The following is a 15,120-nucleotide window of genomic DNA, read 5'->3' as shown; positions in this document are numbered from 1 at the left end:
TAGACTTGGGTAGTGCCTGTTTATCTGGACCATGCTGCCACCACGCCCCTTGCCGCTGTCGCGCTGAGTGCAATGACGCGCGAGCTGGCGCGGACCGGCAATCCATCGTCCCTGCACGCTTCGGGGCGACGTGCCCGCCGCGTGGTAGAAGAAGCGCGCGAAGCCATCGCGGCCGCGGCCGGGGCGCATCCCTCCGAACTTATCTTCACTTCCGGAGGCACCGAGGCTGACAACCTCGCCGTGAAGGGCTTGTACTGGACCCGCCACGACGAAGACGGCCGCCGCAAGCGGATCCTTTGCTCCGCCGTCGAACACCATGCTGTGCAGGACACTGTCGAGTGGCTAGAACGTCACGAAGGAGCGGAAGCAGTCTGGCTCCCCGTCGATTCCCAAGGCGTGGTGCGGCTCGACGCCGTCCGGGCGGAGATCGAGCGCGATCCGGGATCGGTGGCCTTGGTCACCGTCATGTGGGCAAACAACGAGGTTGGCACCATCCAACCCGTCAAGGAGATCGTTGAAATCGCCGCCCCCCACGGCATCCCCGTGCACTCGGACGCCGTCCAGGCTTTCGGGTCGATTCCCCTTGGCTTCCGCGAATCAGGGCTTGCCGCGATGTCCGTGTCGAGCCACAAAATCGGCGGGCCGGTGGGCGTGGGCGCCCTCTTCCTCGGGCGGTCCACGAAGGTCACACCCGTCCAGCACGGGGGAGGACAGGAACGTGACGTCCGCTCGGGAACGCTGGACACGGCGTCGATCGCGGCGTTCGCCGCGGCGGCGGAGTCGGTTGCGGAGAACCTGCCCGCGGAGCGCGAGCGAATCAGTGCCTTGCGGGATCGGATCATTGACGGCGTCCGGGCTGCTATTCCCGAGGCCGTGTTGCGCGGAGCGTCTGGAGACGCCCGGCTTCCGGGCAACGCCCATTTCACGTTCCCGGGCTGCGAGGGCGATTCTTTGCTGTTCCTCCTGGACCTTGCGGGCATCGAGTCATCCACGGGATCCGCCTGTACTGCGGGAGTCCCCAGGCCCTCGCACGTCTTGCTTGCCATGGGACTGGATGAGGACACCGCCCGCGGGGCACAGCGATTCAGCCTGGGGCATTCCTCGAACGACGCCGACGTCGACGCGCTGCTCAAGGCTCTGCCTGATGCGTATGCCCGGGCGAAGCTGGCCGGAATGGCCGGACATGAGTCCAGTATCCAGACCGCGGCCACCGTCGCCCGCGGCTCCGTCGGTGACTCTGCCAGCGGTTCCGCAGGCTATGCGGCTTCCGGCAGCAACTGATCCAGCGGAACGGCAGGATCAGTCAGGCGGTCCACGTCTACTGGAATGCGCCCCGAAATGAGCGCCTTGACGGGCTTCTGGACCCGTTGCTGGTTGACGCTCATGGCCGCCACCGCGGCACCCTCCCGTACCCAGAAGGCGATGAAGTTCTTCTTTTCCAACGAGCCGCGGATGACGGGCACCGATCCTGCCGCGAGCGTGGGATATCCCCAGTACTCCATCGAGACGTCGAACTGGTCCGTATAGAAGTACGGGATCGAATCCAGCATCGCGTCCTGTCCCAGCATCGCTTTGGCGGCGACCTTGCCGCCGTTGAGGGCATTGGACCAGTGCTCGCTTCGGTGGTGCTCCCCTGTGAAGGGGTGGAGGGCGTTGGCAACGTCTCCTGCGGCAAACACGTCCGGGCTGCTGGTCCGGAGGGAAGAATCGACCATGATTCCGTTCCGGATATCCAGTCCAATGGCTTCTGCCAACGCGGTGTCCGGAACCACGCCTACGGCCACCACCACGAGATCGGCGGGAAGGACCTCGCCGGAGTTGGTAACTACGGCGCCCGCTTTGCCCCCGGTGCCGGTGATTTTCGCTGCGCTCGCGGGGAGCCGGAATTGCACGCCGTGTTTTTCGTGCAGGCTGCGGAAGAAGCCGCCCAGTTCGGGGCCGATGGCCATGCTGAGCGGCACGTCTTCCAGTCCCAGCAGGGTCACGGCGTTGCCGTAGCTGCTGGCGGCCGCGGCAAGCTCCATCCCGATCCAACCCGAGCCGATCATCACCACGTTTCGGCCTCCGGCCGACAGTTCCTCCTTGAGCCTGCGCGAATCATTGAATGTCCGGAACGTCATGACACCCGCTAGATCGGACCCGGGGAGCGGAATCCGGCGCGGCTGCGCCCCCGTGGCAATCAGGAGCTTGCTGAACTGAAGCTCGGTTCCAGATCCCAGCTGTACCGTATGGGCGGCAGGATCGGCAGCCCCGACTGCCTCGCCGAGGAGGAGTCCGACGTCGTTCTCTTCGTACCAGCCCGCCGCCAGCACCGGGACGGTGTCCTCGGCGGCCTTGCCCAGGAGAAACTCCTTGGAAAGGGGAGGGCGCAGATATGGCGGCTCATTTTCGGCGCAAACCACCGTGATCCTGCCTTCGAATCCTTCCGAGCGGAGGTTTTTGGCGGCAGTGGCTCCGGCCAACCCGCCGCCGGCAATGACGATGTGTTCAGTGTCCATGGTGACTCGATTCGCGAGAGCGTGGGGTTCACGTGGGCGCGGACTGTTCGCGCAGTCCGTAATCTAAAACTGATAGTTTTGATTTTAGAATTGCCCGCGAGGTCGGTCAAGGCATTTTTGGGGCCTATTCCGGCGGGCGCTAGAATAGTCGGGCGCGCATAGTCTCTTCAGCCGCAATTCTTACCCCCAACGTCAACAGAAAGCCAGCATGCGAGTTCTTGCAGCAATGAGCGGCGGAGTCGACTCCGCCGTTGCCGCCGCCCGCGCCGTCGAGGCGGGGCACGACGTCGTCGGCGTCCATTTGGCGCTGTCACGCATGCCCGGAACGCTGCGCACCGGCAGCCGCGGCTGCTGCACCATCGAAGACTCCCGTGACGCTTGGCGCGCTTGTGATGTGCTGGGGATCCCGTACTACGTCTGGGACTTCTCGGAGCGCTTCAAGGAGGACGTCGTCCAGGACTTCATCGACGAATACGCGGCGGGCAGAACCCCTAATCCCTGCATGCGCTGCAATGAGCGGATCAAGTTCGCTGCCTTGCTGGAAAAGGCCATCGCGCTCGGCTTCGATGCGGTCTGCACGGGCCACTACGCCAAGGTCATCCAAGACGCGGACGGTAATCCCGAACTCCACCGCGCGGCCGATTGGGCCAAGGACCAGAGCTACGTTCTCGGCGTCCTGACCCATGAACAGCTCAAGCATTCCATGTTCCCGCTGGCCGAGACCCCTTCCAAGGCCGAGGTCCGGGCGGAAGCCGAGCGCCGCGGCCTGTCCGTGGCGAACAAGCCGGACAGCCACGACATCTGCTTCATCCCCGATGGCGACACCGCGGGTTGGCTTGCCGAAAAGATCGACATGACCACGGGCGACATCGTGGACGAGGCCGGAACCAAGGTAGGGGAGCACCCGGGCGCCAACGCCTTCACTGTCGGCCAGCGCCGCGGGCTCAAGCTGGGCACCCCTGCCGCTGACGGCAAGCCGCGCTTCGTGCTCGAAATCCGGCCGAAGGAAAACAAAGTGGTCGTCGGGCCCGAAGCCCTGCTCGCCATCGACGAGATCCGTGGAATCAAGGTGTCCTGGGCTGGGCTACCCATCGCCGAGGTGGCTACCGGTGCCGAGTTCGACTGCTATGCCCAGGTACGCGCCCATGGCGATCCTGTTCCCGCCAAGGCGTCGGTGGAGCGGAATGTCGACGACGCCGGCGTCGAGCGCGAAGGCCTCGTGGTAACACTTGTCGATCCCCTGCGCGGGGTGGCCCCCGGCCAGACCATCGTGTTGTACCAAGGCACCCGTGTCCTTGGCCAGGCAACCATCGACGCCGCCCGGTCCCTCCAGCGCGCCGCGCTCTAAGCGTGTCCGCGGCCGCACTTAGCCTTGTTTGCGCCTGGCTGGTGCCATTGCCTCCCGTGAAGGCCCGCTCCATACTTGGCTAAGCAGCGTTTCCGCTGCGGTGGTTGGGGTTCCGCATTCGGGACGGCGATGGCTGTGGCATTTCAAAAGAAGGCCCCGGGGGACATCAAGGCCGGGCAAATGGTCGAGGTGGCGGTTCTTGCTGAAGGCCCGATCGGCACCGGAGGCGCCGGTCCGCTGATCGCCCGGTTGCGCATCCCCGTGGAGCGCCTGCGACGCGGCCCCACGGGACACCGGCTTGCCGTGCACATCAGGAAATGGCGCGGCACCAACGTGGTTCCCATCACCCTCACGGCGCCGGGGGATCCTTGGCGTCTCGTCTCCGAGGACCCGCCCGCTGACTTGCGGGCGCTCCTTGACGATTCGAGGTTCTTGGCCCAGCACGTTTACGGGGTGGCTTCGGCAACCCTTGACTTGTTCGAGTCGACGCTGGGTCGGCGCATGCCGTGGAATCCGGAGGGCCGGCTCGTGCTGAAGGCGCGCGACCTTGTGACGGCCACGGACACCGGCTACGAGCGGGATACCAACATCATCCGTTTCGGTTCCATCGACCGCATGGGCTACAAGGTTCCTACCGCGTTGTTCCGGGACATCGTGGCGCACGAGGTCACGCACGCGATCCTTGATGGATTCCGCCCGGCATGGGGTGATGCGATGGCCACCACGGAACAAATCGCCTTGCACGAAGCGCTGGCGGACCTTGTTGCCATCCTTTCCGTGTTTTCTTCGCGGGACGTGGTGTACCGCCAGCTCGAAGCCGCAGCCGGAGGATTCGAGGCCGGACAGGACGTGGACGAGGCCATCATGATGCGGTCCATCTTCGACTTTGCCCGGGATCTCTATGCGCGTGGCCCCCTTCGTGAGCCATTCGTCGGTGCCGTCCCCGACCACTGGCAGGAGCTGCCGGAGCCGCACAAGCGTGGCGCCGTCGTCGTCGGGGCCGTGTTGCGGGCGGTCCATAGACTCTGGGTCGAACGGAACCGCCGCTTCGGGGAGGGGCAGAGCCTGCAGCAGAAAGCAGAGTCCGGTTCCATCGTGGGCACCAGGGTCCTGCGCATGCTCATCAGGGGACTGGCCTACATGCCTCCCGTTGATGTCTCCTGGCATGACCTGTTGCGGGGGGTGATGGCATCGGACCTGGACATGGTTCCCGAGGACCCGCACGGTTACCGGGAAGCCATCCAAGCCGAATTCTCCGGGATCGGCATCCATCGCGTTTCACCGTCCAATATTTCCGGGGTGGACAACTACCAGGGGCTGCGGTACCCCATCCGGCTCACCGCACTCGGCTCGGATCCCCAGGAGGTTCAACGCTTTGTCTGGGAAAATCCCCGGTTGCTCGATGCCGCCCGCTTGGAGCGCCGCACTCCGCTCAGTTCCACCCGGGTGCGGACTTCCGAGCGGGTCACTCCGGATGGCTTCGTCGTCTCGGAGATCGGGGCGTCCTTCATCCAGACAGTGCGGATGAGCCGAAAGGAGGCCTTGGTGCGTCTCGGCCTGAAGACCAAGCGGGACTATGTGGACATCCGCGGGGGCGGAGTCTTGAGGTTCGACGCCGGTGGCCGCCTCGTCTACGCGGCGCTGAAACCGGTCATGTCCCGTGAAAGGCAGGGCGCGTTGTTCGTCTCGGACGAACAGCACGCCGCCGAACAGGAGGCTTCCAGCGGTGTCCAAAACAAGTTCCACAGGACGGGGGAATAGCGCTCGTGGCCTCAGGCGTTCCTGCGCATGGTGATCGATTTTGCTGTCGACGCGACCGAAGAAAAGTAAATTTTGTGTCTCAACTCACAAAATCAAACGTTTCACCGCTAATGCTTCTGATTGAATCGTGGAATCAGGAGTATGTGCTCCGAGGAAATTACCGACGGCGGTACGCCGTATCCATCGAACAGAAAGTTCACTGATGGCAATGAACAAAAAAGCCCTGCGCAGCGTTATCGCGTTCGCGGGCATCTCCGCATTCGCGTTGACGGCCTGCACGGGCCCGTCCGGCGGCGGCGGTTCGGCTTCTTCAGCTGCCAGCGGCCCGATCGCCTACGGCACCACCGATAAAGTGACCGCGCTCGATCCCGCTGGTTCTTACGACAACGGTTCCTTCATGGTGATGAACCAGGTCTATTCCTTCCTCCTTAACTCGAAGCCGGGAAGCGCCGAGCCCGTCCCGGACCTGGCAGAATCGGCGTCGTTCACGTCCCCCACCGAGTTCACGGTCAAGCTGAAGTCCGGACTCAAATGGGCCAACGGCCACACGCTGGACTCCAAGGATGTGAAGTTCTCGTTCGATCGCCAGCTCAAGATCAACGACCCCGCAGGCCCCGCGTCGCTCCTCGCGAACCTGGACAGCGTCAGCACTCCCGACGCCAACACGGTGGTCTTCAAGCTCAAGCTCGCGAACGACCAAACCTTTGCGCAGATCCTCAGCAGCCCGGCCGCTCCGATTGTCGATGACGAAGTCTTCCCCGCGGACAAGCTGCTCTCCGATGACGACATCATCAAGGCCAAGGCGTTCTACGGCCAGTACACGATCGACAGCTACAAGAAAAACGAGCTCATCAGCCTCAAGGCCTACCCGGACTACAAGGGTGTGCTGGGCAAGCCGGCCAATGACGCGGCGACCATCAAGTACTACGCCGAGCCGACCAACATGAAGCTGGACATCCAGCAGGGCAACATCGATGTCGCTAACCGAAGCCTCAGCGCCACCGACGTCGACGACCTCAAGAAGGACTCCAAGGTCAAGGTAAACGTTGGACCGGGCGGCGAAATCCGCTACATCACGTTCAACTTCGACACCATGCCGTTTGGCGCCAAGGCAGCGGGAGCGGACCCGGCCAAGGCACTTGCAGTCCGCCAGGCGATCGCCAATCTCGTTGACCGCCAGTCAATCGCCGACCAGGTCTACAAGGGCACGTACCTGCCGCTGTACTCCAATGTCCCCAGCGGTTTCCTGGGCGCCAACGAGTCGTTCAAGGACGCCTACGGCGACAACGGAAAGCCTAGCTTGGACAAAGCCAAGAAGGTTCTCTCGGACGCCGGAGTCAAGGATGTTGTCACCCTGAACCTCCAGTACAACCCGGACCACTACGGCAAGTCCTCAGGCGACGAGTACGCCATGATCAAGGACCAGCTGGAGAAGTCGGGCCTCTTCAAGGTCAACCTGCAGTCCACCGAATGGGTGACCTACAGCAAGGCCAGCCGCGCCGATGAGTACCCGCTATTCCAGTTCGGCTGGTTCCCGGACTTCAGCGACGCCGACAACTACCTGAGCCCCTTCTTCCCGAACGGTGGCTTCCTGAAGAACCATTACAACAACCCGGCCGTGACGGATCTGATCAACAAGCAGCTGACCACCACGGACAAGACGGCCCGCGAGTCGGCCATCAAGGACGCCCAGAACGCATTGGCAAAGGACATTTCCACTCTGCCGCTGCTCCAGGGTGCACAAGTTGCCATCTCGGCCAAGGGCGTGAACGGCGTCGACAAGACGCTTGACGCATCCTTCAAGTTCCGATTGGGAACCGTTTCAAAGTAAGCAGCCGGTCGGGGGAGGCGGGTGCCAACAGGCGCTTTGCCTCCCCTTACTGCTGATTGCCTCACATATGAGCAAAACCCCGCGCGATCCGCGGGCAATGAACTTAGGTAGCAATGACAACACTTATAGAGGTGCCCGACGTCGAACCGGACGCGGTCACTCCCAAGAGCAAATCGGCGGGCGGGGGTCTCGGCAGGTACATCGTGGTCAGGTTCTTCCTGATCATTCCGACGATCTTCATCCTTGTAACGCTGGTCTTCTTCCTCATGCGGGTCATTGGTGACCCCATCACGGCAGCGCAGGGCGGTCGGCTTCCTCCGGATGTCCTGGCACAGCGAATCCACGACGCCGGGTATGACCGGCCGATCATCATCCAGTACCTCGAGTACCTGGGCCAATTGGTCACCGGCAACTTCGGCACCACCATCACGGACCGGCGGCCCGTCGTTGAAATGCTCTCGACCTTCGGTGCAGCAACCCTTGAGTTGTCGATCAACGCGCTGATCGTGGCCCTCGCGGTCGGTATCCCGCTAGGCCTGATCGCCGCTCAGCGGCGTGACAAAGCAGCAGATGCCTTCCTTCGTTGCTTCGCCATCCTTTGCTACGCCACCCCGGTCTTCTTCTCCGGGCTATTGCTGAAGCTCACGTTCTCCGTCTGGCTCGGCTGGTTGCCGGTGGCCGGACGTGTGTCCACCCGCACCGAGCTGGCCATGGGTCAACTCGCGGCTCCGAGCGGCATCTACTGGCTCGACGCGCTGCGCAGCGGAGACTTCAATGCACTGGGCGACATCGCCTCGCACGCGGTGCTTCCTGCCATTGCCCTGGGCCTCCTGACCGCCGGCGTCTTCCTGCGCCTCGTCCGGACAAATGTGATCGGCACGCTAGGCAAGGACTACGTCGAGGCCGGCCGTTCGCGCGGCGTCAGCGAGTTCCGGCTCGTCACCAAGCATGCCTATAAGCCTGCGCTGATCCCTATCATCACCGTCATGGGCCTGCAGATCGCCCTCATGCTGGGCGGTGCCGTCCTGACAGAGACCACCTTTGAATGGAAGGGGCTCGGTTACCAGTTGGTCCAGTACCTGAACGCCAGGGACTTCGTAGCCGTCCAGGGCATTGTGGTGCTGTTGGCCGTCATCGTGGCCATCACCAACTTTGTGGTGGACGTCGTCGCCGCGCTGATCGACCCGCGAGTGAGGTACTGATATGAGCACTGCAACAATTTCAGGACGGAAAAAGTCCTTCTTGTCCGGACTCCCGGTCATTTCCCACCTCAACAAGAGCGTTGGCCTGCAGCGTGGCATGCTCATCACCGGGCTCGTACTGACGGGCTTCTTCCTGCTGTGCACGGTGCTGGCGCCGCTCATAGCGCCCTACGGATACGCCCAGCTGAGTGATGCTTCCGGTTCGTTCCCCACCCAAGAGGCTCCCAGCAGCAAGCACCTGCTCGGCACCACAGTCGGCGGCTATGACGTGCTATCGCGGGTCCTCTGGGGTTCACAGACCGCCGTGACCGTGATCGTCGTCGCCGTGGCGATGTCCATCTTCCTCGGTGTGGCGCTGGGCCTGCTCAGCGGCTACTTCGGCGGCTGGCTGGACCGGGTCCTCGTGGTCATCGCCGATGCCATCTACGCCTTTCCTTCCCTCCTCCTGGCGATCGTCATGTCCATCGTCATCAGCCGCGGCCAATCGAGCTTCTGGGGCGGCATCCTCGCATGCGCCTTCTCGATCACCGTGGTGTTCGTGCCACAGTATTTCCGCGTGATCCGGGCTGAAACCATCAGGCTCAAGGCCGAGCCGTTCGTGGAATCGGCCATGGTCCTGGGCGCGTCCAGCCTGCGGATCATCACCCGCCACATCTTCAAGAACGCCACCAGGACACTTCCGCTGATGTTCACCCTGAACGCCTCCGAAGCCATCCTGACCTTGGCAGGCCTCGGCTTCCTGGGATTCGGCATCGAACCGTCCTCCGCCGCTGAATGGGGCTTCGACCTCAACAAGGCCATGGCAGACGCGTCCTCCGGCATCTGGTGGACCGGCGTCTTCCCCGGTGTCGCGATCGTCCTGACCGTGCTTGGCTTGACCCTGGTTGGCGAGAGCATCAACGACCTCAACGATCCCCGCCTTCGCGGACGCAAGCGTGCTGGCGGCAAGGCCTCCCGCTCCAAAGGCACGGCAGGAACCGACAGCACGAACACAGGGGCCACTACCGCTCCTGAACCAGAAGCAGGTAAGGCATGACCACCAACATCGGCAACATTTCGGACCAGCTGCGGGAACCGGGGCGGCCAGTCCTCGACATCGAACGGCTCAAAGTCACCTTTGCCACGGACAGCGGCGACGTCTATGCCGTCAAGGACGTCAGCCTTGAGGTCAAGGCCGGAGAAGTGCTGGCGATCGTGGGGGAGTCCGGCTCCGGCAAGACTGTCACCGCCAAGACCATTCTCGGCCTGCTCCCGGAAACAGCCATCAGCTCGGGAGCTGTGCTCATCAATGGCAACAACGTGATCAGCGTCAGCGCGTCCAAGCTGCGCAAGATCCGTGGCCGGGACGTGGCAATGGTCTTCCAGGAACCTTCCACGGCACTGAACCCCGTGTTCACGGTGGGCTGGCAGATCGCCGAAGGCATACGCGCCCATGCCTCGGGCGGGCACCGGATCTCGGCCAAGGAAGCCAAGAAGCGGGCCACCGAAGCACTGCGGAAGGTGGGCATCCCCGATCCCGAAATCCGAGTCAACTACTATCCCCACCAGCTTTCCGGAGGTCAGAAGCAACGCGTAGTCATCGCGGCTGCGCTTGCCTTGAACCCGGGGTTGATCGTGGCGGACGAGCCGACAACGGCTCTCGACGTCACGGTCCAGGCGGAGATCCTGCAGTTGCTCCGGGACCTGCGGGACAAATACGGCACCTCGATCGTGCTCATTACCCACAACATGGGTGTGGTGGCTGACTTGGCCGACCGCGTGGTGGTCATGTATCAAGGCGACGTCGTCGAAGAAGCCACAGCCAAAGTCCTCTTCGCCGAGCCCAAGCAGGACTACACCAAGAAGCTGCTGGCCGCTGTGCCGCACCTCGGCCGCAACTCAGCATCCGAAGGAGCCACTCAACGGCTGCACCAAGGCGGGAAGGTCCTGGTCGAAGCCAAGAACCTCACCATCGAATATCCGGGCCGCCTTGGCAAGCCCGGGTTCAAGGCTGTGGACAACGTCAGTTTTACGGTCTCCGAGAACGAGGTCTTTGGCCTGGTGGGCGAGTCCGGCTCGGGCAAGTCCACCATCGGCCGCGCCATCGCCGGCCTCAACCGCGCGACCGGTGGCAGCCTCAAGGTCCTCGGCTACGAAATGCTGGACTTCAAGGAGCACACGTTCAAGCCGCTCCGCAAGGACATCGGCTTCGTTTTCCAAGACCCGGCAGCCTCGTTCAACCCCCAGCTGACCATCGGCGAGTGCGTGGCGGAACCGCTACTCATCCATACCCACCCGAGCCCGGCTCAAGCACGCCTGCGTGTGGCGCAGTTGCTCGAATCGGTGCAGCTCCCGGCGTCGTACGCTGAGCGCTTCCCGCACGAGCTCTCCGGCGGGCAGCGCCAGCGCGCCTCGCTGGCTCGTTCGCTCGCGCTCAATCCGCGCCTCCTGATCGCCGACGAGCCAACGTCTGCCCTCGACGTTTCCGTGCAGGCGAAGGTCCTGGAACTGTTCAAGGACATCCAGGAAGAGTTCGGTTTCGCCGCGCTGTTCATCAGCCACGACCTTGCAGTGGTGGACATGCTCTCCCATTGGGTGGGCGTGTTGTTCAAAGGCAAGCTGGTGGAGCAGGGGATCGGTAGCCAGATCATGGGCAATCCGCAGCACGACTACACCCGCAGGCTGATCGCTTCCTTGCCGGTGCCGGATCCTGATGAACAGGCCCGACGCCGGGAAGACAACCGGGAGCTACTGCGAACCGAGCTGCTGGGAAGCTGAGCCGCTTCCACACCCGAAAGACCCGCCTTGCTTGTGGAAGGCGGGTCTTTCGTCTGTCCTTGCCTTTCCTCTGGCTGCCTACTCAGAGACCACTGCGACGTTGGACATCGTGGGCCAGTGCCTGTCCCGCCGTTCCGGTGCGGCCAGCACACCCTAGACTGGAGGAATGACCGAGCAGAACCATGCCCTTCCCGACGCCGATTCCTTCGATCCTTCAGCTAGCTCCCTTGCCGGCCGTGTGGACAACTCCGTCATGGACGAGCTGCTTTCGATCCGGTCCAGCATCGACAACATCGATGCCACCCTCGTCTTCCTCCTCGCGGAACGCTTCAAGGCCACCCAGAAAGTAGGAGTCCTCAAAGCGACGCACAAGCTCCCGGCAGGGGACCCGGGACGCGAGTCCGCCCAGATCGCGCGGTTGCGCCGGCTCGCCGAGGAAGCGCACCTGGATCCCGCCTTCGCCGAGAAGTTCCTGAATTTCATCATCAGCGAGGTCATCCGGCACCACGAGGCAATCGCCGAAGACCACCAGGCTTCCGTCGCGCAGGCCTGACCACATGCCGGAAGAAACCCCGCAGAACCAGGTCACTGCGACAGCCCTGGGTTCCTGGCCTGGGACGGATCCTGCCGAGGCTGCACGGACCATCCGTGGCGAACTGGGCAGTCCGCACTTGCCATTCCTGGCTGAGCTTCCGGACCGCGGCGTTGGTTCCGATGCCCTTGGCCGGACGGCTTCCCTGTTGGTTGAGCTCGCTATTGATGTCCAGCCGCACGGCTGGCGCCTGGTGGACCGCCCGGGGAAAGACCTGCGACGGGCAAGGTCCGCCCTTGCTACGGACGTTAACGTCTTGGCTGACGTTGCCGGTGCCGAAGAATCTTCCGCGGAGGCGCTGAAGATTCAGCTGCGCGGTCCCATGAGCCTCGCAGCGGGCCTTTACCTGCACAACGGGGAGCGCGCCCTTCTTGACTATGGTGCCCGCAGGGACATTGCCGAATCCTTGGCTGCCGGCATCTCCGAGCACGTGTCCAGGGTTCGCGCCGCAGTGCCGGGAGCCGAAGTCGTGGTCCAACTCGACGAGCCGGACATTGCTTCGGTGTTGGCGGGTACTATTCCCACCGCGAGCGGCTACCGCACCCTACGGTCCATCCCCGGCGAAGAAGTCACGGGTGCCTGGCGGTTAGTGATCGATTCGCTGCGGGCAGCCGGAGTGGCCGAGACAGTGGTCTCCGTTCCGGAGATCGAGGCACCCATCCAGCAGATCCTGGCCGCTGGAGCCGATGGCGTCGCCCTTCCGCTCAAAGCACTCACCACGCGTCAATGGGAACAGATTGCGACGGCGGTAGAGGCGGGCAAACGCCTCTGGGCCGGCGCCCTCCCCACCGACAATCCGCGGGCAACCTTGCCACGCACCGCCGAGGTGGTGGACACCGTTTGGCGGCCTTGGCACCAACTAGGCCTCCCGGCGTCGAGCTTGGGGGCCGTGCGTGTCACACCGTCGGACGGGCTGGCGGGGTACTCGCCGTCGGGCGCCAAAGAGGTCCTGAGCCGGTTGACCCAGCTTGCCGATGGATTGAACCAGCTCGCCCTCGGCTAACCGCTTTCCAGCTCGTTCCTAGACGCGCCGTTCCCAGCGGTCCGGTTCGGCGTACCGGGGGAGCCCGACGGCGGCAGTAGCGGTCCGCGCGGCCGCGGCGCCGTCCGGCGCGGGCAACGAGGGCGCCAATCGGTAATCAAAGGAGCCTGAGTAGACGAGGACCAGGCCGACGTGTGGCTGAAGCACCTTCACCTGGATCCGATGCTTGCCTTCTGCCGGATCCCACCACTGCTCCGCGTAAGCCTTCGCATCAAGGGAAGCCGGCAAGGCGAGCCTCAGCGGACCCAGGAACAAACGCGAGGCACCCGAGACGCCGCGAAGCCGCCCCTCCGGTGTGACATCCAGATCCAACGCCGTGGCAAGCCTGCGGAAACGGCCCACATAGTCCACCAGGCGGGTACCGCCGTCGTTGGTGGTCTCCGCGACAGTGGTGTCATGGAACAAACGGGTGTGCCCGGGAAAGAAAATTTCACGCCGGGCCGTGAGGCTGGACCGTCCGAACGGATCAAGGTGCGCATGATTTTCGATGCGGAACGGGATGCGCTCGCCGTACTCGGGGAAGAAGGCCTCTTCCCCTGCAACCGTGGCAAGGAGGGGGCGGAGCCACTTCTGCCGGCAACCGACCACGTCGAACACGCCCTCGCCGATTCCATATGATCCGGTCCCTGGCGCAAGCGAGAAATAGTCCTGGAGTTCAGGCTGCAGCTGCCGGAACTTGCTGCCCAATGCCAACTCGTAGATGGGTGTGCTCATGATTTTTCCTCGGGTTATGGATTTCCTGTGAGACGGAGTGGCTGCCGGATCGGCTACAAACGGCCCGCAGCCTTCAGGCGGATGTAAGCATCCGCGAGGCGTGGCGGTAGTTCAAGAGGCTCGGCGTCGACTACTTCCGCGCCAAGCTGCCGCAGTTGGACGCTGACCGCTTCTCGGTCAAGAAGGGCCCGCTCGGCGGCCGAGGCACGGAAAACCTGGCTCGCCGTCGTGCGTTCTTCTTTCATTCGCCCCAGCAAGGGGTCACGAACCGATGCAACCAACACGACGTGCTGCCGTACCAGTTGCGCCACCAAGGGAATGAGTCCTTCCTCGGGGGCGCCGGCGTCGAGCGAGGTCAACAGCACAACCAGGGAACGGTGCGCGGAAATGGCCCGCACTTGGGCGGGGATCTGCGCCCAGTCCATCTCGATCAGTTCGGCCTCGAGCGGAGCCATGGCCTGGACCAAGGAGCCGAGCAGATTGCCCTTGGCTGCCGAATCCACGCGCCCGCGGACACGCCGATCGAACGCGAAGAAGTCCACACGGTCTCCGCCCCGCTCGGCCAGCACAGCCAGCAGGAGGGCCGCTTCCATTCCGGTGTCCAGGCGGGGCTCGTCATCGATGCGTGCTGCCGCCGTACGCGAGGTGTCCAGCATGATCACGACCCGTCTGTCCCTTTCGGGACGCCACGTCCGGACGACGACGGCGGTGCGCCGCGCGGTTGCGCGCCAGTCGATGGAGCGCACGTCGTCGCCCCGGACGTAGTCGCGCAGGGAGTCGAACTCCGTGCCGGCTCCCCGGATCTGGACGGCCGCCTTGCCATCGAGCTCCCGCAGTTTCCGTAGCTTGGAAGGCAGGTGCCGCTTGGAGTGGAACGGCGGCAGGACCCGCAGGTGGCCGGGGAGTGGCACCGTGCGTTGCCTGGCCGCCAGACCGAGCGGCCCAAAGGAACGCAGCGTGACGTGCCGTGCCGTCAGGTCGCCGCGCCGTGTGGGCCGTAGCTGGACCGACATTCGCCGGCGCTCACCGGCCGGGATATCGACGCGCTGGACGGGGGCGACGGTGCCAGCGGAGGGTTGCCAGGCATCACGCACTAGCCCGCGGAAGGTCCGGCTGTTGCCGTTCTCCAGAGTCAGCACTGATTCTGCCTCCGAGTGGAGGGTGACATTGCCCGGATCCTTGCGTTGCAGGGCAACTTTGGCGGGCGACGCTGCCAGCAGGATGTCGGACAACATCAGGGCGAAAAGCCCTGCCGCGATGAGAAAGACCGTACCCCATGCAGGAAACAGGACCAAGGGGGCCAACGCTGCGAATACCAACAGCACAAAGCGGCCTGTGATCGCCATTCAGCACTCCTGGACAGTCATGAGGCGCC

The 15,120-nt window shown here is 63.8% G+C and carries 12 protein-coding genes; 9 read left to right on the top strand and 3 right to left on the bottom strand.

Features of this window, described 5'->3' with window-relative positions; genetic code table 11:
- Positions 1 to 12: 12 nt before the first annotated feature.
- Positions 13 to 1,281, top strand: a complete 1,269-nt coding sequence (locus AC1DLO_RS02570) for a cysteine desulfurase family protein (protein WP_476888689.1) — start codon at positions 13 to 15, stop codon at positions 1,279 to 1,281.
- Here the strand turns inward: AC1DLO_RS02570 and AC1DLO_RS02565 are convergent.
- A complete protein-coding gene (locus tag AC1DLO_RS02565; RefSeq protein ID WP_476888688.1) occupies positions 1,257 to 2,498 on the bottom strand; it encodes an NAD(P)/FAD-dependent oxidoreductase in 1,242 nt (413 codons plus the stop codon). The genes AC1DLO_RS02570 and AC1DLO_RS02565 overlap by 25 nt on opposite strands.
- Positions 2,499 to 2,724: 226 nt before the next feature.
- Between AC1DLO_RS02565 and mnmA the strand changes: the two genes are divergently transcribed.
- The 8 genes from mnmA (at position 2,725) to AC1DLO_RS02525 (ending at position 12,992) form a co-directional block, all read left to right on the top strand.
- On the top strand, positions 2,725 to 3,846 hold the full coding sequence (mnmA, locus tag AC1DLO_RS02560; RefSeq protein WP_476888769.1) for a tRNA 2-thiouridine(34) synthase MnmA: 1,122 nt from the start codon (positions 2,725 to 2,727) through the stop codon (positions 3,844 to 3,846).
- 135 nt (positions 3,847 to 3,981) lie between these two features.
- Positions 3,982 to 5,607 carry a gluzincin family metallopeptidase gene (locus AC1DLO_RS02555; RefSeq protein ID WP_476914390.1) on the top strand — a complete coding sequence of 542 codons (1,626 nt, stop codon included), beginning with the start codon at positions 3,982 to 3,984 and terminating at the stop codon, positions 5,605 to 5,607.
- A gap of 202 nt (positions 5,608 to 5,809) precedes the next feature.
- A complete protein-coding gene (locus AC1DLO_RS02550) occupies positions 5,810 to 7,438 on the top strand; it encodes an ABC transporter substrate-binding protein (protein ID WP_476888686.1) in 1,629 nt (542 codons plus the stop codon).
- Positions 7,439 to 7,551: 113 nt separating this feature from the next.
- The gene (locus tag AC1DLO_RS02545; protein WP_476888685.1) at positions 7,552 to 8,640 is read left to right on the top strand and encodes an ABC transporter permease; all 1,089 of its coding nucleotides are present in this window, start codon (positions 7,552 to 7,554) and stop codon (positions 8,638 to 8,640) included.
- A 1-nt stretch (position 8,641) separates the two neighbouring features.
- On the top strand, positions 8,642 to 9,676 hold the full coding sequence (locus AC1DLO_RS02540) for an ABC transporter permease (RefSeq protein WP_476888684.1): 1,035 nt from the start codon (positions 8,642 to 8,644) through the stop codon (positions 9,674 to 9,676).
- Positions 9,673 to 11,397 carry a dipeptide ABC transporter ATP-binding protein gene (locus AC1DLO_RS02535; RefSeq protein ID WP_476888683.1) on the top strand — a complete coding sequence of 575 codons (1,725 nt, stop codon included), beginning with the start codon at positions 9,673 to 9,675 and terminating at the stop codon, positions 11,395 to 11,397. Before AC1DLO_RS02540 ends, AC1DLO_RS02535 begins: the two co-directional genes overlap by 4 nt.
- 166 nt (positions 11,398 to 11,563) lie before the next feature.
- Positions 11,564 to 11,950, top strand: a complete 387-nt coding sequence (locus AC1DLO_RS02530; RefSeq protein WP_476888682.1) for a chorismate mutase — start codon at positions 11,564 to 11,566, stop codon at positions 11,948 to 11,950.
- A gap of 4 nt (positions 11,951 to 11,954) precedes the next feature.
- The gene (locus AC1DLO_RS02525) at positions 11,955 to 12,992 is read left to right on the top strand and encodes a uroporphyrinogen decarboxylase/cobalamine-independent methonine synthase family protein (protein ID WP_476888681.1); all 1,038 of its coding nucleotides are present in this window, start codon (positions 11,955 to 11,957) and stop codon (positions 12,990 to 12,992) included.
- An 18-nt stretch (positions 12,993 to 13,010) separates the two neighbouring features.
- Here the strand turns inward: AC1DLO_RS02525 and AC1DLO_RS02520 are convergent, their stop codons facing one another.
- Positions 13,011 to 13,745 carry a DUF4166 domain-containing protein gene (locus AC1DLO_RS02520; protein ID WP_476888680.1) on the bottom strand — a complete coding sequence of 245 codons (735 nt, stop codon included), beginning with the start codon at positions 13,743 to 13,745 and terminating at the stop codon, positions 13,011 to 13,013.
- 53 nt (positions 13,746 to 13,798) lie between these two features.
- Positions 13,799 to 15,091, bottom strand: a complete 1,293-nt coding sequence (locus tag AC1DLO_RS02515) for a DUF58 domain-containing protein (RefSeq protein WP_476888679.1) — start codon at positions 15,089 to 15,091, stop codon at positions 13,799 to 13,801.
- Between the last annotated feature and the right edge of the window lie 29 nt (positions 15,092 to 15,120).

The sequence above is a fragment of the Arthrobacter sp. 01T419 genome (assembly GCF_056398865.1).
Note: the sequence above shows the minus strand (reverse complement) of the source record. Positions and strands in the feature narration are given on the sequence as shown.

What these genes read in the sequence shown, in the direction of transcription:
- AC1DLO_RS02565 (WP_476888688.1), bottom strand. Translation starts at nt 2,498, where the DNA reads ATGGACACTGAACACATCGTCATTGCCGGCGGCGGGTTGGCCGGAGCC.
- mnmA (WP_476888769.1), top strand. Translation starts at nt 2,725, where the DNA reads ATGAGCGGCGGAGTCGACTCCGCCGTTGCCGCCGCCCGCGCCGTCGAG.
- AC1DLO_RS02550 (WP_476888686.1), top strand. Translation starts at nt 5,810, where the DNA reads ATGGCAATGAACAAAAAAGCCCTGCGCAGCGTTATCGCGTTCGCGGGC.
- AC1DLO_RS02545 (WP_476888685.1), top strand. Translation starts at nt 7,552, where the DNA reads ATGACAACACTTATAGAGGTGCCCGACGTCGAACCGGACGCGGTCACT.
- AC1DLO_RS02540 (WP_476888684.1), top strand. Translation starts at nt 8,642, where the DNA reads ATGAGCACTGCAACAATTTCAGGACGGAAAAAGTCCTTCTTGTCCGGA.
- AC1DLO_RS02535 (WP_476888683.1), top strand. Translation starts at nt 9,673, where the DNA reads ATGACCACCAACATCGGCAACATTTCGGACCAGCTGCGGGAACCGGGG.
- AC1DLO_RS02530 (WP_476888682.1), top strand. Translation starts at nt 11,564, where the DNA reads ATGACCGAGCAGAACCATGCCCTTCCCGACGCCGATTCCTTCGATCCT.
- AC1DLO_RS02525 (WP_476888681.1), top strand. Translation starts at nt 11,955, where the DNA reads ATGCCGGAAGAAACCCCGCAGAACCAGGTCACTGCGACAGCCCTGGGT.
- AC1DLO_RS02520 (WP_476888680.1), bottom strand. Translation starts at nt 13,745, where the DNA reads ATGAGCACACCCATCTACGAGTTGGCATTGGGCAGCAAGTTCCGGCAG.
- AC1DLO_RS02515 (WP_476888679.1), bottom strand. Translation starts at nt 15,091, where the DNA reads ATGGCGATCACAGGCCGCTTTGTGCTGTTGGTATTCGCAGCGTTGGCC.